Source organism: Mesobacillus sp. AQ2, assembly GCF_030122805.1.
Lineage (GTDB): Bacteria > Bacillota > Bacilli > Bacillales > Cytobacillaceae > Mesobacillus > Mesobacillus oceanisediminis_A.
Genome location: NZ_CP126080.1, coordinates 4494671 through 4515213 on the forward strand (window position 1 = coordinate 4494671; position 20543 = coordinate 4515213).

Genomic DNA, 20543 nt, shown 5'->3' on the forward strand with positions numbered 1-20543 from the left:
GGAATGGGTGTAAGCTATGGCAAAAAACAGGTGAAAATCAATTTGAATAGGCTGCTGAGTGATCATGGAATCTCATTAAGAGAATTATCGAGATTAGCAGACATTCGCCATGCAACACTAAGTGAATTGGCCAACAATAAGAGAAAAAGCATCCATTTTGACCACATCAAACGAATTAGCGAAGCACTGAACATCACAGATATCCGTAAAATCATCGAGATTGTTACCATAGAAGATGAACATTAAATATCCACACTAAAACACAAAGGTGATTATAATGATAGCATCCGACTACCTCTCCTGGGATGTAATTCAATTCATAAACGAATACGGTGACGAAATAGAAATGGATATCATCCATTATCCACACGAATATCAAATCACCGTCAATATCTGCGACGAACAACGACCATACAGAGATATAACCGCCACAGCCACACACCCCAGAAGCAAAAAACAAGCAGCCAAAAAAGCAATGATTCAACTATACAAACAAGCCTATCCAGAATTATTCAACGGAAACAAATGGTAATTAAGGGACACAACATCCCAACAGAAATATTTCGAAACCTGAAAGGACATGGAATCCGTCCCCATATCCCTTCTGCTCACCGTGCCTTTTTTCGAATAAAACTTCCGTTTGTCCGCTTTAGAACATCCATCCTAAAAATCATCCTAATACCACTAATTTTCAAATAAGTCTGATATCGAAAGTTGTTGAATTGTTTCATAATCTGCTTTTTTCTTTTCGTCAATTGCTTTTAATTCCTTAGGCATTTTAAATATAGTTCTTTCAATTTCTCTACCATAAAACATGAAATAAGGGATGTCAGGGGGGTTTAGTATATATTCTTTATTAGATTCCAGAGTCTTTATCTCATCTCTTAGCTCCATTAACAGGCGTCCTAACGCATTGGTTCCGATTAATAAGTTTATATCAACTGGTTTTGCTCCCCAGAAATCATCTTTATTCGACTCTTCAACAATAGGTAAATCTTCTGTACTCAACAGTAATGTAGAGAATTTATCCCAATTATTAAAGAGCTTTACTCTAAGGCACCATCGCATAACTTTTAGACGTACATCATCCCAGTCAGGTCTACTATTCTCTTTATACTTTTTACTTTTCATTTTTGCCGTCATTGGACTTTTTTGAAAAACAATCTCTTTCTGAGCGTCAGGAATATGCGGATACCTACATGCTTGATATAAAGCTTCTGAAGATAATATACGAATCCCATTCAAATAAATGAGATAACCGCCTGCCATATTTGAAAGTCCGCCGAAGTCTTCTTTAGTTTTTCTAAAGACAATAGATTTATCTCTGTAGTATTTTCTAATTTCTCGTTTTTCCATACTTCTACCTCTAACTATAAATTATTAGTGGTTCTAGGGAATAGTGGGTACCACTGATTTATTGGGTATTGTTTGTTAGGATCCCCCCACCACAATACAATAGGGCAATTATTGGCAATATTTCTGTAGGTTATAAAAAATGAACCGAAACCTAATGTATTATGATAGTCGTAGCCCATAGGCTTCATAGATTGATTAGGTTCATTTATTAAATTAAATATAAATACACCTTTTTCAAGAAAGGTTTTTTCTAGAATTGACCTTTTTTCTATAGATGAAAACATCCCTGTTTGATAGGCTATATTAGATTCTCTTAATATAGGAATATTATTTCTTTGTTTTTCAGTTCGTTTTTCGTCTATATACTCAATAAAGTCTAATACCTCTTGACTATAACTATTTGCAATTGAGGGCCAAAAAAAATCATGATTATCACTAAATATATTATTACTGAATTCCTTATACTTCCAAAAGCATACCTTTATATACTTTTGGGCACATATTGCTTCAATCATATTTTTGCGATACTCAAAATTATTTTTATACCATGCAAAGTACAAAATGTATAAAGTTGTATTAGGTTTAGCAATATTTATCCAATTTTCTATATCTCTATATAATCTATTACCAGTATACATACAATCATCCAAGTAGATATATCTCTGAGTTTCTAAGGGTTCGTATTCATATATACTAAAATTGTACCTATCCTTAATGATTTCATCCATTAAATCTAATAATTCATTTTGGCTTCCTCCTCTACCTTGGATATTTAAAAGCTTGATTTTATGTCTATTTTGAAAGAAGTTATCAGTAAATATTTCTGGTATATTGATGTATCCTTCGAGTAGAGTATAGGCTTTAGACCTAGATATATAGTTATTTTTAAGTAAATGTTCTATTTCGCTTAAAATTGTTGTTTGACTAGAAGCTTCAAATTGCTCAACCCACCTATTAACATGATCATAACTCATTATTGTACCGTTCTTATAATCCTGTGTGATTTCAACTATTGAGTTAATTAAATTTTCTTTATACCTAACCTCTACTTGCATAGTAATCCTCCTTTAAATAGAACGTATAGGAAACCGCTTTCATATTTGGTTATAAAAAAGAGCCCTCAACGGTAGTTGAGAACTCTTTATGTTTAACTTTTCTTATAATACTCCACATACCAATCCGAAAACTTTTGCAGTCCTTCTTCAATTGAAGTCTCAGGCTTAAACCCAACCGCCTGCTGCAGTCGATCTGTCGATGCATAAGTCGCCGGTACATCTCCTGGTTTGATTGGTTCAAAGACTTTCTCAAACTGAACTTCTCTTCCCAGTGAATTGCTCAATGCCTTCTCCAATGTTTCAATAAAGGTCATCAGTTTCTCTGGGCTGTTATTACCGATGTTATAAACCTTGTGGGCAACGGTATTGACTGGTGGACTGGTAATCAGTCGCTCAATTCCCACTACAATATCATCAATATAGGTAAAGTCACGGTAAAGGTCGTATTCAAAATCGCCGTTATTGAAAATCTTAATTGGCTCTCCAGCAAAGTACTTATCAGTAAAGCCAAAGTAAGCCATGTCAGGTCTTCCAATTGGTCCGTATACTGTAAAGAAGCGGAGACCCGTTGCTGGAATCTTATATAGATGGCTATAAGTATGTGCCATCAATTCATTAGATTTTTTAGTAGACGCGTAAAGTGACACGGGATTATCCACAAAGTCAGTCTCTTCAAACGGAACCTTTTTATTTGCACCGTATACAGAGCTGGAGGATGCATAGACTAAATGGTCAACAGGATTGTGTCTGCATGCCTCAAGAATATTGTAAAAACCAATGACATTACTCTGAATATATACATCTGGATTTTCAATCGAATATCTCACTCCTGCCTGGGCTGCTAGATTTACGACTATATTAGGCTTGTACTTCTCAAAAATTCCATTAATAAAATCTTTATCAGAAATATCACCCTTAACAAACGTAAACCTCTCATATGGTTCAAGCTGTTCCAATCGAGCATATTTCAAATTAACATCATAATAATCATTAACATTATCAATACCAATTACTGTGCAACCTTGATCTAATAGTTTCTTAGATAGATAAAATCCAATAAACCCAGCAGCACCAGTAATCAAATAAACTTTATTAGGATCCAATGACTTCTGATACAAGTTTCTTCGACTCCTTTACGCTTTCACGAGTAGCAGGTGGTCTTCCAATCGAATGGTACTCAACCCCCGCATCTTTCATTTCTTCAACTTTATAAATATTCCTTCCGTCAAATACTAAAGGAGTTCTCATTAGTTCTTTGTAAGCATCTGCTGTTACAGCTTTAACTTCTCCCCACTCAGTGAAAATGAAGCATACATTCGCATCTTTTAAGGCTTCTTCTGCACTATCTACATAAGTTATTCTACCTTGTCCATACTGCCCTTGAGGATAAACATTTGAAAAGTTAGCCGCTCCTATTGGATCAAAAGCATAAATATCAGCACCTTGATCTAATAACAAAGGAACATTCTCAAGTGATGCAGCTTCCCTTAGATCATCCGTTCCAGGTTTAAAAGTCAACCCAAGCACAGCTACCTTAAGACCATTGAAAGTAATAAGCCTCTTACTCGCCTTTTTATATAACATGGTTTTTTGTTCTTTATTAACATCAATTGCCGCTTTAACAGTTTTCAGCTCATATCCATTCTGTTTGGCAATATACTCAAGAGCCTTAGTATCCTTAGGAAAACATGAGCCACCGAATCCAATACCAGCATTTAAAAACTTGCTTCCAATACGGTCATCAAAGCTCATGCCTCTTGCTACATCCTGAATATCCGCACCTACTAATTCACAAAGATTTGCAATGTCGTTCATGTAAGATATTTTAAGTGCAAGGAAATCGTTCGATGCATACTTGATCATTTCAGCAGATCTTCTATTAACTGAAACAGTAGGCAAATGGAATGGCTCATAGATTTTCATTAAGCGTTCTTCAGCCCATTTACTTTCTGTACCGATAATAACTCTCTCTGCATAGAGAGTATCATGGACTGCAGACCCTTGTGCCAAGAACTCCGGGTTAGATGCTACTTCCACTCTTACGTCATTAACTAAGAAATCATTGATAAATTGTTCAACCTTATCGTTTGTTCCGACTGGAACAGTAGATTTTACAACAACAAGACAATCTTTTTCTACAGATTCTGCAATCTGCCTTGCAACAGTTGCAATATATGCTAGATTAGCAGATCCATCGGGTTGTTCTGGAGTACCGACACCAATAAATATTACATCCGCATCCTTGTAGGCTGAATTATAATCTGTTGAATAATCAATTCTTCCTGCTGAGTAATTCTTCTGCATCATCTCTTCTAAACCAGTTTCATAAATAGGGGACATACCGGACTTCATTAATTTTACTTTGTTTTCATCTATATCCACACATATTACTTGATGACCCATTTCCGCAAAACAAACACCGGCCACTAAGCCCACGTATCCTGTACCTGCAACTGCAATTTTAAACAAATTAAACATCTCCTTATTCATAGTATAAAAGTGTATCTAACATGCAAGAAGAATATACAGAAACTAGTAAGATATCATTTTTGCTACTCATTCATTCAAACTTTTTTACCTGTATCTATCCACACACTTGGCAATTTTCCCTGTCAATGTAAATTTCAAAAAAGAGGACAAAGATACGAACATAATATCACCTTAAACCCCTACCTCTTGATTGAATATATTAAATTAAAAAGAAGCATATGGTTGGTCCACTGCTTCCTACAAAAGATAAATTCTATTTTTAAAACCCTATTTAACCCCATTACCAACCCACTAGTAATGATTTGAAATTTTAATTTAAAAACTTTTTTTCACTCATGCTTACTTTGAGATATTTTTTCTTACCGACATTAACAAATATATACAAATGAATATCTAGTTAAAATTTATTTCTTACCTCTTAAAAGTTTTTCAACAATTAACACTGAATATTTCAAAGTATTTAAATTAATCAAACATAATAACAAAACGAAAAATATATTTAATACCAAACTATCAACTAATAGTGAGGCTGCAGCAATTACAACCATTAATACTGTATTAAGGATATAAATTTTGACTTCGAATTTATACCACAATTGTCTTGATATCATTGTTCTAAGCCAGAAAAAAGCTATATATGAGATTCCAGTAGAGATAGAAGCTCCTAGCGCTCCATATTCAGGAACTAAAAAGTAGTTACCTATTAAATTAAGAATTGCTACAATCACTGAAATTAATATATTATAATTTGTTTTTCTCTTAAAAGCTATCCCTAATGAAGTGCACTCTGATATTGTGTACATTAATGGAGAAAAAAGTAGAAATGGCACACTTAAAGCAGCAACAGAATAAGATGCTCCTAATATTTGTATTATTATATCCTTAAATGATATGATTCCAATAAAAATAAGACCCATATAGAACATTGAAAATTGTCCAACTTTTTCAAATCTTTCATTTGAAACATTACTTTCAAACCACCTGTAAGCTGTTGGTATCCAAAAAGTAGCGAATGATTGTTGGAAAATCGCTAAAAACCCTACGATCTTAAATGCAGCTGAATATATACCTAATTCATCATACGTGGACCAACTTTTTAAAGCTAGCCGGTCCATAGAATTAAAAATCCATATAACAATTGAAGCGGGTACCAATGGTAACCCGAAGTCCAGAAGTTTTTTTATTAATACCTTATCTATTGATAAAAAAGCCGTCCAATCTTTCATAGTACTTAAAAATTGAATAAATGTTATTATTAGCAAGCTGAAAAAAGTAGCACTAATAATACCAATAAAAGATCTATCAAAATAAATTAATATTATTAGCAAAAGTAATCCTTCTATGAATTTGTTAAGAATGATAAATGCAGAATATAATATTGCTTTTTCCTGAATTCTAATTTTTAACAAGCTGAATCTATTGATAATCGCTAAAATAAGGGATATTGATAAATAAAAAATTGCTAAAAAATTAATTTCATTAAATAAAATCAATGATAAGTTCTTATAAAAAAGCAAAAAAGTTATACATAAAACCACAGAAAGTGTTAGTGGCAATATTACTGAGTTCGCAAAGACTTTACGCTTTTCAGGATTTGAATGATACTCTCTTAAAAAGGATTGATCCAAACCAAAATAAATAATTAGCGAGCCTAGAGTATAGGTAAGGGTATACATCGATGCTTTCCCGAACTCATTTGGCAAAACAAAATAAGTAGTTATTGGAACGATAATTAATCCTATTAGACCCGCTACAGCCGGCCCTAAGGAAAAGGATACTAGCCTACTCGCAAATCGTTTTAAGCTTTCTTCCACATTATCTAATCTCCCTCTATTTATTAACTTCGTCTAAACCCTCTTATATTAAAACTCCTACTTGTTTTTGTTACTCCAAATCCCTTTGATATGATCTGCGTACAAAGAAATCTTAAAATTCCCCATTGCAAATGCTCTTGATTCCTTTGATATTTCATCCATTCTATTATTATCACTTGTAATCTTGATAGCTTTTATTAGACTGTTCGTCAAATCAATTAAATTTAAACTTGTTAACATACCAAATGGTTCTTTCACTATTCTTTTCGTGTCACCTACCTCTGATGCAATTACAAAATTACCAGATGACACCGCTTCTAGTAATGACTGTGAAGGGTAGTTTTCCAAATCTTGAATTGACAAAAATATTCTTGAAGTTGCAAGAACATTACTTAAATCAATATTTCCTGTCAAATTTACAATATCCTCTAATTTATTCGTCTTAATGTATTCTTCTATATAAGAATACAAAGGTCCACCACCTGCAAAGATAACCTTGTAATCATTACTTCGTATAATAGCTCGGCATTCATTAACTGCTTGTATTGCTAATATAGGGTTTTTTTGTCCAATCAATCGTGATGCAAAAACTATAACCTTAGATTTTTTATTTGAAGGTTTAAATTTCTCTAAATCCGTAAAAGAGTTATTTGGAGAATGTATTTTTATTTCTTTTGAAGAAATCTCCTGTGATATTCTTTTCACATTGTCAACATATAATGGATAAAGACAATCAATTTTATCCACTGAACTTAACAATTCATGAAAAGTTATTTTCTGCAATCTGTTTTTGTATTTCCCTAAACATAAATCATACGAATTTAATGATAAGATAATCTCCTTCTTTTTCTTAAAAAATCTAAAAGTCCTATAAAGAAAAAAAAAGGAACTATTAACAGTAATAAAATGCACTATGTCAATATTTATTTTTAATAATAAAGTTAACACTTTAATATTTCTGCTAGTTTCAAAAATAAATAAATTACTGTTTACTAGATATTCAGATATAAACTTTTTTAAATCGTTTTTTTTTCCTACTAAAATAACATTTATTTTGTAATTAGTATCTTTGCTAAGGTAGTTTATTAATCTGGCAAACCTTCTTTCAGCACCACCATAATTTTTTGTAATTTTAAATATAAAACATATATTTTTCATTCATATTTCCACCATTCTTTGACAACCTTATATCCGTTCTGTCTAATATTTATTAGATCACTAAGAAATCTTTTGCTTGAAAATCTTTGTCTAACTGTTTGACTAGTTTTTTTCATACCAGTTATCCGGTTTTTGTCTTTATCTTCGATTACTTTTATAATCGCTTCGGATATCTTATCAACATTAGCTGATACATACTCACCTAAATAAATATTGTTACTAGACCATTTAAATAGATATTCCGGTCCACCTTCAGCACATGTTACTACCGGTGTTCCTGTCGTTAATGCCTCCAATAAAACATTCCCAAAACTTTCATAGTAACTTGTATTTAATAGCAAATCACTTTTTATTAAACTTTTTTGTATTTCTTCTTTATTTTGAAATCCATGAAAAATAACCGCATCTTGAATGTTATTTTTTTTCGTATACTTAACCAATTTTTTCAGCTCTGGTCCTGACCCAATAATATTATATTTAACATCGTAGCCTTTAGAAATTAGAAATTTAATTACGTCAAGTGCGAGTATATAATTTTTAGTTTTCCTTAAGTAACCTATACTTAATATACAAATCGTTTCATTGTTATCTTTGTCAGCGTAATTAAAAAAACTTTCATCAAATGCATTTGGTAAAAATATCATATTTCTATTATATTTCTTAACATTTTCTATTTCTGTGGGTGTTTGCCTTATTATATAATCATATTTATCTATATAATTAACTGAGGAATATTTACTTTTATTCAAAACTTTATTTAATAAATATTTATTTTCGTGAAGGTGCAAAAAAAACTTACAAGTATTAGAGTATTCTTTAAAACTTTCAACAAAGAATGCGTAGTATAAAGTATTTACATGGACAATCTCAAGGTGTATTTTATTTACGGTTAAGAACTCTTTAATTTCTCTATTAATAATTGAAATGAACTTTTTATCAGTAATATTAAATAATCTAAAAAACTTATATTTTAATGGAAGAATAATTGAAACATCTGTCATTTTCTTATTTAATTGCATTTTGGTTATCATAATTTTAGATTGATTCCTAAAACTAACGTGAAAAAAATAAATATTTTCAATATCGGTAAAAGTATAAGCTGATGAATAGAAATCCAACATCCAAGCATTGGACTTATTCTTATATAATGGTGAATAATGAGAAATACAAGCAATATTCATATTATCCCTCCAACCTATCCATAACCATTTTTGCCCCTCTAACAAAGCTATTTGGCGGTACTGATTTATATACGGTCGTTCCACTGGCTATAATTGATTTTTCACCTATATTAACGTTTGGTAAAATAGTTACATTTGTTCCTAAGAAAACATTATCACCAATAGTGATGCCGCCTTCTTTTTGAATGTTTATTTTTTCACCATTTTTATCATAAAATATTTCATGCCACCTAGTCACAAAGGTAATTTTAGGGGCACAAATTACATTTTTTCCAATAATTATCTTCCCCGTTCCCATTATATAGGAATATGGACCAACCCCAGAATCATTTCCAATTACTAATTTATCAAGCACATGGTATGAGATAATAGTATGGTGACCTATTACAGCATTGGTACCCAAGGTAATTCCGAGTAAACGTTGGAATCTTCTTCGAAAACTTTTTCCTATACTATTATTTCCACCAGGAATCTTTGAGATTATTAGACTGTAAAATATATATAACAACTTTTTCATACAAACCCTCTCCATACCCTCAATAAGAATTTACAAGAAAGACTTTTTAAAGTGCTCATAAATCTTTCTTTTTATTTTTCGATTTTAAAGTTTTTGTTAGAAAAATACTTGAGTAACGCAATAAAAAGTGCCCATAAAAAAACTAGCGCATTATCAGATATCACTCTGCTAACTTGCATAGAAATTAGCGGAAAAATGAGTAAATAATACCTTATAACACCAGCAATAAAATTTTGATTATAGTTATTGATACGAATATCTGCTACCATTACAAGGAAATAATAAAAAATCCAGAATATAAGTCCAAATAAACCAAATTCAACAATAAATTGAAATATTATTGAATGAACATTAGTTGAAAAATAATAATCTGAATTACCCAAGCCAATGCCCAATGGGTTTTTATAAAACGTAACAATTGCGCTTGAATATAAATCAATCCTTGGATCATTTAATAAATTAAACTTAGCACTATTAAAAAATGCATTAAAAAAAGAAAGGTTCGAATTAATATATTTTTTTATCAAAAAAAAGATTATAATCGCTGAACTAATTCCATAAAAAATAGTTTTCCAATTTTTGGCCCGTAGTGTCTGAAAGGACCTCTTATATAAAACCAGTAATGTTGAAATTATAAATACAAATAAAGATAGTTTTGAATCGTTCATAATGAAAATAAAAAGTAGCAAAAACTGGTAGATGATAACATACTTAGTTTTATTTTTTTCTGTAATATTATATCCAAGCAATAATATATAAAGAGTCAGTAAAAAGAATGATAAATTATTCCCATTATAAAAGAATAAATATGCTCGATCAAAACTACTGATATTATTTATTTCATATGGAATTAAATTGTGAAAAAATAGTTTTCCAGATAAAATCTCATACACTGACATTATTCCGAATATCAATAGAATAATATTCCCTTTTTCAAATAATTCATTTATAGTAATTATCTTTATTAATCCACACAAGATGTAATAGTACATAAATACTTGCAGTAAATAAATTAGATACTCAAAATTAAACGCTTGTAAGAATAACATATTTAATAAAACAATAATAAAAATTAAAGAAAAAACAAAAAACTCAATTATTGGAATTTTATATTTCAACAAAAAAAATGTTATAAAACATAAAATAAACAATATCAGATAACTTATTCTTATACTTCCTATACTTGATGGAAGTATTTTAAAAAAAGTGGGACCACGGAAAAGTATGCTAAGAAATAATAGAAAAAAAATCATATTTTTATAGAAAAATCTTTTATAAATAATCATATAACCTCCAAACAAACTATTATATCAACACTTACTTTTTTCTTAAGTCTATTATTGTATTAATGTAAGCATTCACAACAATTTGTCTATCAAATTCCCTTTCAACTTTTTTCCTGCCCGCAAGACCCATCTGTTTTTTAGTGTCGTAGCCTAGTCTTAAAAACATTTCAATCTTTTGTATGAGATCTTTGCTATTCTTTTCTTTTACAATAAAACCATTTACTCCTTCTTCTACTATCTCCCGACAACCACTTCTATCAGTTGTTATAATCGGTCTTCCAGAAGCTGCACTCTCAAGCAAAACATTAGACATGCCTTCTGGATAATAAGTCGGATGTATTGTACAATGTGAAATTTTATGGAATTTTCGAACATCATTTTGCATTCCATGATATTGTATTATTCCCTTGTTTTGCATTTCTATCAGTTTATCTTCGTATGCATCTTCACAAAAGCCTAAGACATGAAATTCTGTATTCGGATATTTTCCCTTAATATATTCAGCAGCATCCAAATACTGTTCAATTCCTTTTTCTTTCATCACACGAGAAATAAATAGAAAATGAACTATGTCATTATCTGGGTATTCTAACAATGAGTATTGAGTCAAGTTAACTCCGGAACCTGGAATTAATCTGTGTTTATTAATAGTAATTTTTTTAGTGAGAAACTCCTCATTCTCTTTATTCTGAAAAAAAACACACTTAGCTTTTTTTAATGATATTTTATAAAAAAATAAAGTAAGCTTTTGTAGTAGCCCACTATTTTCTACTGCAGTCCCTAACCCTGTAATATTTGCTAAATAAGGGACACCACTTAGTCTAGAAGCCAAACCACCATAAACATTAGGTTTTATTGTATATGTTAAAACCACATTAGGCTTAATATTCTTAATGATCTTTTTGTAATTCATTAACAACAGCAGATCAGTTAATGGATTAGTTCCTCTTCTATTAATTGGTGTATTAATAAGCTTGCACCCCAACTCTATAAGTTGTGGAGTTAAATCACCATATGGTAGTGACACATATACTTCGTTTGTCTTGACCAGTTCTTCAATCAGTTCTTTTCTAAACTTGTATAATCCAACATCGTTATTTGCCATTATTAATATTTTTGCCATTATTAATTCTCCTAACCGAAACTTTAATATAAGTCCCAGCTTCTACTATAAATGCTAATTTCCTCTATACTTAATTACTTTAGCAGGAGACCCAACTGCTGTACAATTTGCTGGTAAATCCTTAACAACAACGGCTCCAGCACCAACAATCGTTTTCTCCCCAATAGAAACTCCTTGAATAACCGCTGAACCAGTTCCGATACTAACACATTCCCCTGTCACAACAAACCCTGATATATTAACACCTGGCAGTACAGTTGTGTAGTCCCCAAAATTAGCGTCATGTCCAATTGTACAATCTAAATTAACTATTACATGCTTGCCAATTCTAATGTCTGTAGTTATTATGTTAGATGCACATATAATTGATCCTTCACCAAAAGATACACTATCCGAATAAATTACACTTGGATGAATTAAAATAGGATAAGAGTTTCTACTTTCCATTAACCTTTCAATAGTTTTCTTTTTAGTAATTGGGTCACCAATTGCACATACTACATTAATTTCTTTTGTCTTTAACCATTCTATATCACCTATAACTTTATATCCGTTTACTTCATGCCCTTGTATTTCCTCATTATCATCAACAAAACCAAGTATGTTCCATTCTCTGTTTAATCTATTAAGTTCTTCAATCAACCATGCCACCTCTCTACCAAATCCACCTGCTCCAATTATTACGATATCTTTCATTCACTTTTCCTCCAATCCTCTGTTACCTCTAAAAGGTTCCATCGTTGCTGCTGTTTCTGAGTTAATTCCTTCCCTGACAAAAACCTTCTTTATAGTAGAAAGAATAATTTTCCAGTCTTTTATAAAATTAACATTATCAACATATGTTACATCCAAATTAAACTTATCTTCCCAGCTAATAGCATTCCTACCACTTACCTGAGCTAAGCCAGAAAGACCTGGCTTTACTTCATGCCTTCTCATTTGATACTCATTATATAGAGGGAGATATTGAACCAATAACGGTCTCGGCCCTACAATCGACATATCACCTTTAATAATATTTAAAAGTTCAGGAAGTTCATCAAGCGAGGTAGACCGCAAAAATCTTCCAAACGTCGTTAACCTAACACTGTCTGGAAGTAACTCTCCATTACCATCCCTTTCATCCGTCATTGTTCTAAATTTATACATTATAAATACTTTCTCATTTAACCCTAGCCTTTTTTGTTTAAATAAAACTGGACCACCTAACTTTATTCGAATGAGAATAGCTACTACTAACATAACTGGGCTAAATACTATAATTGCGATAAATGAAAGTATGATATCCATTGGTCGTTTTAAAAAACTTTTATAAATACCGCCTTTAGATTTATTCATTACTCTAACCACAATCCTTTAATAATGGAAACTACTCTTTCCAAATCTTCATGGGTCATTTTCGTATCAGATGGCAAACATACACCATTCTTAAAGAGTTGCTCTGAAACATCAGAACCCACATAATCATACTTCTCAAAGAACGGCTGCAAATGCATCGGCTTCCAAATTGGTCTCGATTCTATATTTTCTTTTTCTAAAGCGTCAATAACATCAATAGGTCTAATCTTTCCTCTTAATGACATTGAACTCAACCAATAGTTTGGTTGATCCCAATCATTTACAGGCATGAATTCAATTCCGTCAAGGTAACCAAGTTCACTCTTATAAAATTCAAAAATATATTTCTTCTTTTCTACTCTCTGATTTAAAATCTTTAGCTGACCACGGCCAATACCAGCAACTACATTACTCATACGATAATTGAACCCTAATTCACTATGCTGATAATGCCTGGCTTGATCTCTGGATTGGGTAGCCCAAAACCTTACTTTAGCCATTCGCTCTTCATTATTAGAAACTAGCATTCCACCACCGGAGGTAGTAATGATTTTATTACCATTAAAAGAAAAGATTCCATAATCACCAAATGTACCAGTGTGTCGCCCCTTATAGTATCCACCTAATGATTCTGCTGCATCTTCAATGACTGAAACATTATGTTTCTTACAAATATCCATAATTTTATCCATATCTGCAGAAAGACCATACAGATGAACAACAATTACAGCTTTTACTTCTGGATATTTTTCAAATGCCTCTTCCAATGCCTTAGGGCACATATTCCAAGTTTCGTAATTACTATCTATAAAAACAGGAATGGCATTTTGATAGATTATCGGATTAGCTGTTGCTGAGAAAGTAAGTGTTGGACAGAAAACAATATCTCCTTCACCCACACCAGCCGCTCTTAATGCTAAATGAATAGCAGCAGTACCAGAAGATAGAGCTGCAGCACCTTTTGAACCAACCTTTGCAGCTAGCTCTTTTTCAAACTCATTTACGTTCTTACCTAGAGGAGCAATCCAGTTAGTATCAAAAGCTTCCTTTACATATTGCATTTCATAACCTTCATCACTCATATGAGGTGATGAAAGGTATATTCTTTCATTTACTTTTGTTGTCTCCATCCCCAGTCTTCCTTCCTCTATTAGGTAAACACTTTAGTTGATTAGGATTTAATTGGAACTTTCATAATACTTCCAACCAACTACTAAACCACTAAAACCATCTTATTCAAACAAACCACATTCCCTTTTTTTCTTATAGGAAATTATCATGAACTCAAACATCAAAAAACACCCCGGTCCAGATCAAACTCAAAATGAACCCGGGTGAATCAATACTGTTTAGCTTTTCTTTAGTCGTTATCTTAGTAACTTTTCTTGTATATCCGATATCTAAAAATATGCATTCAGACAGAACTAAAGCCGAGTTTCTACTATTATATATAGTGTTTATAGTGACAACTTATTTCGCTACCAGGAACATCCTGTTCTTTTTGCGATTGGCGAGATTAATCACATATTCCTTCAACTGAATAGCATTAAAGTTTTCAAACCGCTCCAAAAGAAATCCAATCTCCTCCTCCTGTTCCAAGACAGCCTTCCCGATAAAAATCTTTGGAAAGATGGGAGTTGGATCAACCTCATTCTCATTCAGCAGCTCCTCAAACATCTTCTCTCCAGGACGGAGACCAGAAAAGCAAATTCCAATCTCATCTGTAGAATAGCCGGAAAGGGTTATAAGGTTCTTCGCCAAGTCCACAATCTTAACCGGTTCACCCATATCAAGCACAAAGATTTCCCCGCCACGAGCGAGTGATCCAGCCTGGATCACCAGTCTTGATGCTTCGGGGATCGTCATGAAGTAACGCGTCATATCAGGATGGGTAACGGTAACCGGACCGCCAGTCTTAATCTGCTTCTTGAAAAGCGGAATAACACTGCCTCGGCTGCCAAGCACATTCCCAAATCGAACGGCCACAAACTTTGTTTTGCTTTCCTGATCAAGTTTTTGAATAATCATCTCTGCTATTCGCTTCGTTGACCCCATGACGTTGGTTGGATTTACTGCCTTATCAGTAGAGACAAGCACAAACGTACCAACCCCAAATGTGTCAGCCGCCTCGGCGACATTCTTCGTGCCAAACACATTATTCTTAACGGCTTCTCTCGGGTTATACTCCATTAACGGTACATGCTTATGCGCCGCTGCATGATACACTACATCCGGAGCATGCTCTTCCATAACCTCGAACATCCTTTCTCGATCCTGGACATCCCCGATCACCGGCACAATCTCGATTTGTTTTCCGTACTGGTTCCGCAATTCCATATCAATCAAATAAATGCTGTTTTCTCCATGTCCAACCAGCACCAGCTTCTCCGGTTCAAACTGGCAGATCTGCCGGCAAATCTCCGACCCAATCGATCCGCCTGCACCGGTAACCAGCACAGTTTTTCCAGAAACATAATCTGATATGCCGTCAATATCCAATTGTATCGGCTCACGTCCCAGCAAATCCTCAACCTCGACATCTCGGAAGCTGCTGACGGCTACTTTGCCAATCATGATGTCTTCAATCTTTGGCATGATTTGCGGCTTGATGTTTGTTTTTGTGCATTCTTCGAAGATTCTTGTCAGTTCTTCCTTTTTTAATGACGGAATGGCAATGACTATTTTATCGATATTGTACTTTTCGACGGCTGTGGCGATATCCTTGCTTGTACCTGCTACCGGAATACCAAGGATATGCAGCTTATATTTGTTTGGATCGTCATCAATGAACGCCGCCGGCATTAGTCCTAATTCACGGTTATTCTTCAATTGTCTCGCTACCAGTGTGCCTGCTTGTCCTGCACCAACAATCAGTAACTTTGTCATATTTTTATCTGCCTTCATGAAGCGGTCGCGGGTAATGCGCCACCAGAAACGGCTGCCGCCAATCATCAGGATCAGCAATGTCCATGCGCTGAACAACACACGCCCATACACGTTGTAGTCTACAACGAATTGAAAAAGTGTCACCATCAATACCGAAAGCGTCACCGATTTGGTGATCCCGATCAATTCTCCGATACTGGCGTATTCCCATGCTTTGTTGTAAAGCATGAATAAAGAAGCAAAAAGATGGTGACATATCAAGAGGACGAAGGCGGTCATAAGAATATTTGTGTAACTAAAGGTATCAATCCTTGGATGAAGTGGAATATAACTGATGTAGACTGCAGCAAATACGATCAACGAATCCAGGCCGGCCAATAAAAATAAACGCTTATGGTAGCTCATCCATATCCCCCTATTAATTTGTAAATTAATCATTATTTTCAGATAATAATTTGCCGTAAAAATAAATATCTAATGAAAACACACGTGTCAGGACACATGCTTTCACTAGATATCTATAAGAACATTAATGATTTAAACAAAAGTTGAAAAGCAGCTCGTTTTTCTCTGTTCTTAAAATTGGTAAAAATCGGGCATCTAACCCCCCCTCACACCGCGCTAGTGATAACCGTAGTATCTAAGGTGAGAATTCTCCCCCACAGCACAGCCGAGTGTCTCCATGGGTAACGGGCAGGAGGCATCGCCGGTCAGGTCTTCCTGACAAAAGAGGTATTTTGAATCACGAGGTGTTAGAAGAGTCCAAGGAATTTTTTCTTTTTGACTCGCTGCGGCACTTCTTTGTATACATGGTGATCTTGAACTAGCAGCTCCGCATTTTCTTTAAAGAAATACACCATATCAACACCGTAATGGGTATCAATCTGATCGTAGGCGTGTGCCATATGAAAGGCACGTTTATTTGTGTTGTGTGCATCGGAGGCGATAAAATGAGCCAGGTTGGCCTCGATTAGCTGTTCTGAAAATCCTTTGATTTTTTTTCCGAAAATTCCGCAAATACTTGACGCAGTAATCTGTGAAAATGCGCCTTTTTTGACCAACTGATAAAGAATGTCCGGGCGCTCGATGATTTCCTGGTTCCGTTCCGGATGAACAATGATTGGAATTTTCCCTTCCATCTGCAAATCGTACAATAGCTTATCGGTATATCTCGGCACATGGCCAGCAGGCAGCTCGATGAATATGTATTTCGAATTGTTCAGCGTGCTGACTTCCCCAAGCGTAATTCCACTCATCAGTTCTCCATGAATGGCCGGTTCCTGGCCGGGAAGGATTTTCAAAGGGATCTTCTCCGCTTGCAAGACTTCATTTAGTTCATTCGTCTTTTGGATGATTGCCCGTTTTGTATTTACGTAGCGTCCATTTTTATGATGAGGGGTAGCAATGATTGTGTCGATTCCTTCCCGGACCGCAGCACGTGCCATTTCGATGCTGTCTTCCATGGATTGCGCACCATCGTCTATTCCTGCTAATATATGACAATGTAAATCTATCATCGCGCTCCCCCATTTCCATTATTTTGTAACTTTTATAGGTCTTTTCTTATATTACCATTTATACCCCTAATGGGTAAATGGGGGAATTTTGTCGAATTCTAGTCGAATTACAGTTATTTATTTCCATAATAGTAATAGTAATCTGATTTTTGCAGCTTCTTATGGTTAAGGACCGCCCCCAACAGCTTACTTTTAGCATTTCTCAGCATTTCCTTTGCTTTTGCTGCTTCTTCCATATCCGTCTTTCCGCTGTATACAACCAAAATGGAACCATCACATTTATTCGCAATTACCTGGGCATCCGTCACTGCCATTACAGGTGGTGTATCAAAGATAATGATATCAAAATGCTCCCTTGCTTCTCTTAAGAATAGGTCCATAGCTTTTGACCCAAGCAACTCTGCAGGATTGGGCGGAATTGGCCCGCTTGTAAGAATACTAAGGTTTTCAATGTCCGATTCATCCACTGCCTCGACCAGCTGCATTTGCTTCGATAATACAGATGTCATCCCAAAAGTATTGGTTAAATTGAATGTATAATGAACGGTAGGTTTCCTTAGGTCTGCATCCACCAACAGTACCTGCTTCTCCTGCTGCGCAAATACAACAGCCAGGTTTGCCGCAGTTGTTGACTTCCCTTCCGTTGGTCCAGCGGATGTTACCATGATTGCCTGGATCTCTTCATCCACGGAGGAAAATTCAATATTTGTCCTGATTGTCCGGTACTGCTCGGATATTGGTGATTTAGGATCAAAAAACGTAATAAGCTTCCTTTTCGAATCGGACGCAGCCTTTTTTCTATTTTTTTTAAGAGCCAAAAGACTCACCTCTTGATCTTGTTTTTCTATCTGTACGTCTTCTCTTCATTTCTTCCATTTTTGCATCTTCAATGACTGAAATCACTCCCAGAATAGGAAGCTCCAGATTCTTTTCGACATCCTGCTCATTTTTAACTGTGTTATCCAGATACTCCAGCAAGAAAGCAAGCCCAATCCCTGCCATTAGGCCGACAACCAGTGCGATTGCAATATTTAAAACAGGCTGTGGCTTGATTGGAGATTGGCCATCCGTCACCTGTGCATTTGCCAGGATGCTGATATTGTCTACCTTCATGATGTTTTCTTCTTTAAACACTTCCGCAATCTTGTTCGCAAGAGCTGCTGCACGGTTCGCATCCTCATCTTGCACGGAAATATTCATTACCTGTGAATCTTTTTCGCTGCCAACAGTGATTTTTTCGCTCAGTTGCGCCGAGGTTATATCCAAATCCATTTCGTCAATCACTTTATCCAGGATAGCCGGACTTTTAATGATGACCATATAGGTGTTGATCAACTGAAGGCTTGTCTGAAGTTCAGCTGGGTTATAATTTACCTGATCAGAATTCGACTTATTAACAAGAATTTGTGTCGATGCCTGGTAGATTGGCGTCAAAAAGAAAAAACTGACAATACCACTTACCATAACTGCAGTTAATGTAATTGCCAGGATTAGGAGTAAACGTTTCTTCAGTGTTTCAAATAAATCTTTTAAACTAATAGTCTCTTCCATTTTGCTCCTCCTGAATATGTAAAAAAATGAAAATCCCCGGGTATTATATCATAACAGCTTGTAAAAAATGTTGATTGTTGTCATAATTTTAATTAGTTTGTAATCTTTCCCTATTCTATCACCTTTAACTTATTTTATCTGTATGTTTTTGGGATTTTTTAAAATTGGTATAAATTACATGCATTGATTGAGGGGTGAATATTTGACATTATGAAAAAATTTATTCTCATTTTATTTTCAATTGGTTGCGCCCTGGTGCTGTTCCTTGGCAATCAGCAGTGGAAGGAAAAGGTACAGGTAAAAAGCCGTTCAACAAGTGCAGCGATGACAGAAAGAAACCAGGATAACAATCCTGATGAAGACTCACATAAAAAACTGAGTGCGCTTACAAAAAATTGGCCAGTTAGTGCAAAAGCTTTGTTCAAGGCTGCAGTTCAAGAAGAACGACCATTCAAAGTTATCCTGGCAGGTTCACCCGCATTGGGGAATGACGAATCCGGCTGGGCAGAACTTTTAAAAAATAAGCTGGAAAGTACTTATGGCGATGCCTTAGAAGTTACAGTGAAAAGCTATGCGATGACCTCTCAGGAGTTCATCCAGGAAAAAAAACAAAACGAACTGGCTGCTGAACAGGCAGATCTCGTTCTGCTGGAGCCCTTCATCCTGATGAATAACGGCAAAGTTGCCAATGACCAGGCATCAGATCATTATTCTGTGATCATTGATGCAATCCAATCAGCAAATCCTAATACGGTAGTCATTCTCCAGCCGGCGAATCCGCTCTCAAAAGCAAGATTCTACCCTCTGCAGGTTGATGCGCTTAAAGGGTATGCCGCTGCAAATGGATTGACCTACCTTGACCACTGGCAGGCATGGCCGGAAACAGAGAATGAAAGAATGGAATTATTGGCTGGCGGAGACCCAAACTTCCCGAATGAAGATGGTCATAAACTTTGGGCAGAATACTTAATTGATTATTTCATTGCAGAATAAGAAAATGGTGACTCGAAGCTGAGTCACCATTTTTTATTTCTATACCAGAAGCCCCTGCTTCCTCAAAAAATCTATTGGTTAGTTTATCTAATAATGGCAGCATTGCTTTGGGCATCGCCGTGGCAGAAAAATGCGTTGCTAAGTTTGCTTCGGTATTGATTGCTTTAGGTAGTTTTCTCATCGAATTAGCACCCTTAGGAAGTCTTCAAAACTATCATAAAAGCATGAAGCTATGACACATTAGGAAGGTATTTAATTAAAACAAAAAAGCAAATGGA

21 protein-coding genes are annotated in these 20543 nt (G+C 34.6%); 3 read left to right on the forward strand and 18 right to left on the reverse strand.

The genetic code is table 11. The features are described 5' to 3' along the window. The first annotated feature begins 3 nt into the window (after nt 1-3). Complete coding sequence (locus QNH36_RS22490) at nt 4-246, forward strand: helix-turn-helix domain-containing protein (RefSeq protein ID WP_283904299.1); 243 nt, start codon at nt 4-6, stop codon at nt 244-246. Nucleotides 247-277: 31 nt separating this feature from the next. After that, nucleotides 278-532: a hypothetical protein gene (locus tag QNH36_RS22495; RefSeq protein WP_283904300.1), complete on the forward strand. Its 255-nt coding sequence runs from the start codon at nt 278-280 to the stop codon at nt 530-532. A gap of 152 nt (nt 533-684) precedes the next feature. On the opposite strand, the gene QNH36_RS22500 is transcribed toward QNH36_RS22495, so the two are convergent. The 17 genes from QNH36_RS22500 to QNH36_RS22580 form a co-directional block, all read right to left on the reverse strand. After that, nucleotides 685-1356: an NADAR family anti-phage protein gene (locus QNH36_RS22500; protein ID WP_283904301.1), complete on the reverse strand. Its 672-nt coding sequence runs from the start codon at nt 1354-1356 to the stop codon at nt 685-687. A 14-nt stretch (nt 1357-1370) separates the two neighbouring features. Beyond that, nucleotides 1371-2411 (reverse strand): phosphoribosyltransferase-like anti-phage protein, encoded by a 1041-nt coding sequence (locus QNH36_RS22505; RefSeq protein ID WP_283904302.1) that lies wholly within the window; start codon nt 2409-2411, stop codon nt 1371-1373. Nucleotides 2412-2503: 92 nt separating this feature from the next. Continuing rightward, on the reverse strand, nt 2504-3529 hold the full coding sequence (locus tag QNH36_RS22510; protein WP_283904303.1) for a GDP-mannose 4,6-dehydratase: 1026 nt from the start codon (nt 3527-3529) through the stop codon (nt 2504-2506). Next, nucleotides 3504-4880, reverse strand: a complete 1377-nt coding sequence (locus QNH36_RS22515; protein ID WP_283904304.1) for a UDP-glucose dehydrogenase family protein — start codon at nt 4878-4880, stop codon at nt 3504-3506. The genes QNH36_RS22510 and QNH36_RS22515 overlap by 26 nt, the downstream gene beginning before the upstream one ends. Before the next feature lie 425 nt (nt 4881-5305). Then, a complete protein-coding gene (locus QNH36_RS22520) occupies nt 5306-6715 on the reverse strand; it encodes an oligosaccharide flippase family protein (RefSeq protein WP_283904305.1) in 1410 nt (469 codons plus the stop codon). Between the two features lie 57 nt (nt 6716-6772). Further along, nucleotides 6773-7873: a glycosyltransferase family 4 protein gene (locus QNH36_RS22525; RefSeq protein WP_283904306.1), complete on the reverse strand. Its 1101-nt coding sequence runs from the start codon at nt 7871-7873 to the stop codon at nt 6773-6775. After that, nucleotides 7870-9054 (reverse strand): glycosyltransferase family 4 protein, encoded by a 1185-nt coding sequence (locus QNH36_RS22530; RefSeq protein WP_283904307.1) that lies wholly within the window; start codon nt 9052-9054, stop codon nt 7870-7872. Before QNH36_RS22530 ends, QNH36_RS22525 begins: the two co-directional genes overlap by 4 nt. A 1-nt stretch (nt 9055) precedes the next feature. After that, nucleotides 9056-9571 (reverse strand): acyltransferase, encoded by a 516-nt coding sequence (locus tag QNH36_RS22535; protein ID WP_283904308.1) that lies wholly within the window; start codon nt 9569-9571, stop codon nt 9056-9058. 71 nt (nt 9572-9642) lie between these two features. Further along, nucleotides 9643-10857 (reverse strand): O-antigen polymerase, encoded by a 1215-nt coding sequence (locus QNH36_RS22540; protein ID WP_283904309.1) that lies wholly within the window; start codon nt 10855-10857, stop codon nt 9643-9645. A 31-nt stretch (nt 10858-10888) separates the two neighbouring features. After that, nucleotides 10889-11980, reverse strand: a complete 1092-nt coding sequence (locus QNH36_RS22545; RefSeq protein WP_283904310.1) for a glycosyltransferase family 4 protein — start codon at nt 11978-11980, stop codon at nt 10889-10891. A 54-nt stretch (nt 11981-12034) separates the two neighbouring features. After that, nucleotides 12035-12676 carry an acetyltransferase gene (locus QNH36_RS22550; RefSeq protein ID WP_283904311.1) on the reverse strand — a complete coding sequence of 214 codons (642 nt, stop codon included), beginning with the start codon at nt 12674-12676 and terminating at the stop codon, nt 12035-12037. Then, nucleotides 12677-13318 (reverse strand): sugar transferase, encoded by a 642-nt coding sequence (locus QNH36_RS22555; RefSeq protein ID WP_283904312.1) that lies wholly within the window; start codon nt 13316-13318, stop codon nt 12677-12679. After that, a complete protein-coding gene (locus QNH36_RS22560) occupies nt 13318-14448 on the reverse strand; it encodes a DegT/DnrJ/EryC1/StrS family aminotransferase (protein WP_283904313.1) in 1131 nt (376 codons plus the stop codon). The genes QNH36_RS22555 and QNH36_RS22560 overlap by 1 nt, the downstream gene beginning before the upstream one ends. Before the next feature lie 340 nt (nt 14449-14788). Then, nucleotides 14789-16609, reverse strand: a complete 1821-nt coding sequence (locus tag QNH36_RS22565; RefSeq protein ID WP_283904314.1) for a polysaccharide biosynthesis protein — start codon at nt 16607-16609, stop codon at nt 14789-14791. A gap of 347 nt (nt 16610-16956) precedes the next feature. Next, entirely contained in the window at nt 16957-17721 is a 765-nt protein-coding gene (locus tag QNH36_RS22570) for a tyrosine-protein phosphatase (RefSeq protein ID WP_283904315.1), read from the reverse strand. A 113-nt stretch (nt 17722-17834) separates the two neighbouring features. Continuing rightward, the gene (locus tag QNH36_RS22575; RefSeq protein WP_144478319.1) at nt 17835-18539 is read right to left on the reverse strand and encodes a CpsD/CapB family tyrosine-protein kinase; all 705 of its coding nucleotides are present in this window, start codon (nt 18537-18539) and stop codon (nt 17835-17837) included. Then, the gene (locus tag QNH36_RS22580) at nt 18529-19272 is read right to left on the reverse strand and encodes a YveK family protein (RefSeq protein WP_283904316.1); all 744 of its coding nucleotides are present in this window, start codon (nt 19270-19272) and stop codon (nt 18529-18531) included. The genes QNH36_RS22575 and QNH36_RS22580 overlap by 11 nt, the downstream gene beginning before the upstream one ends. Before the next feature lie 210 nt (nt 19273-19482). Between QNH36_RS22580 and QNH36_RS22585 the strand changes: the two genes are divergently transcribed. Further along, nucleotides 19483-20265 carry an SGNH/GDSL hydrolase family protein gene (locus QNH36_RS22585; protein ID WP_283904317.1) on the forward strand — a complete coding sequence of 261 codons (783 nt, stop codon included), beginning with the start codon at nt 19483-19485 and terminating at the stop codon, nt 20263-20265. On the opposite strand, the gene QNH36_RS22590 is transcribed toward QNH36_RS22585, so the two are convergent. Further along, nucleotides 20252-20446 carry a hypothetical protein gene (locus QNH36_RS22590; RefSeq protein ID WP_144478325.1) on the reverse strand — a complete coding sequence of 65 codons (195 nt, stop codon included), beginning with the start codon at nt 20444-20446 and terminating at the stop codon, nt 20252-20254. The genes QNH36_RS22585 and QNH36_RS22590 overlap by 14 nt on opposite strands. Nucleotides 20447-20543: the final 97 nt, after the last annotated feature.

Bases quoted from the DNA above. Each gene is read 5' to 3' on its own strand.
- QNH36_RS22490 (WP_283904299.1), top strand. From the start codon at position 4: ATGGGTGTAAGCTATGGCAAAAAACAGGTGAAAATCAATTTGAATAGG.
- QNH36_RS22495 (WP_283904300.1), top strand. From the start codon at position 278: ATGATAGCATCCGACTACCTCTCCTGGGATGTAATTCAATTCATAAAC.
- QNH36_RS22500 (WP_283904301.1), bottom strand. From the start codon at position 1,356: ATGGAAAAACGAGAAATTAGAAAATACTACAGAGATAAATCTATTGTC.
- QNH36_RS22505 (WP_283904302.1), bottom strand. From the start codon at position 2,411: ATGCAAGTAGAGGTTAGGTATAAAGAAAATTTAATTAACTCAATAGTT.
- QNH36_RS22525 (WP_283904306.1), bottom strand. From the start codon at position 7,873: ATGAAAAATATATGTTTTATATTTAAAATTACAAAAAATTATGGTGGT.
- QNH36_RS22530 (WP_283904307.1), bottom strand. From the start codon at position 9,054: ATGAATATTGCTTGTATTTCTCATTATTCACCATTATATAAGAATAAG.
- QNH36_RS22535 (WP_283904308.1), bottom strand. From the start codon at position 9,571: ATGAAAAAGTTGTTATATATATTTTACAGTCTAATAATCTCAAAGATT.
- QNH36_RS22540 (WP_283904309.1), bottom strand. From the start codon at position 10,857: ATGATTATTTATAAAAGATTTTTCTATAAAAATATGATTTTTTTTCTA.
- QNH36_RS22545 (WP_283904310.1), bottom strand. From the start codon at position 11,980: ATGGCAAAAATATTAATAATGGCAAATAACGATGTTGGATTATACAAG.
- QNH36_RS22550 (WP_283904311.1), bottom strand. From the start codon at position 12,676: ATGAAAGATATCGTAATAATTGGAGCAGGTGGATTTGGTAGAGAGGTG.
- QNH36_RS22555 (WP_283904312.1), bottom strand. From the start codon at position 13,318: ATGAATAAATCTAAAGGCGGTATTTATAAAAGTTTTTTAAAACGACCA.
- QNH36_RS22560 (WP_283904313.1), bottom strand. From the start codon at position 14,448: ATGGAGACAACAAAAGTAAATGAAAGAATATACCTTTCATCACCTCAT.
- QNH36_RS22565 (WP_283904314.1), bottom strand. From the start codon at position 16,609: ATGAGCTACCATAAGCGTTTATTTTTATTGGCCGGCCTGGATTCGTTG.
- QNH36_RS22570 (WP_283904315.1), bottom strand. From the start codon at position 17,721: ATGATAGATTTACATTGTCATATATTAGCAGGAATAGACGATGGTGCG.
- QNH36_RS22580 (WP_283904316.1), bottom strand. From the start codon at position 19,272: ATGGAAGAGACTATTAGTTTAAAAGATTTATTTGAAACACTGAAGAAA.
- QNH36_RS22585 (WP_283904317.1), top strand. From the start codon at position 19,483: ATGAAAAAATTTATTCTCATTTTATTTTCAATTGGTTGCGCCCTGGTG.
- QNH36_RS22590 (WP_144478325.1), bottom strand. From the start codon at position 20,446: ATGAGAAAACTACCTAAAGCAATCAATACCGAAGCAAACTTAGCAACG.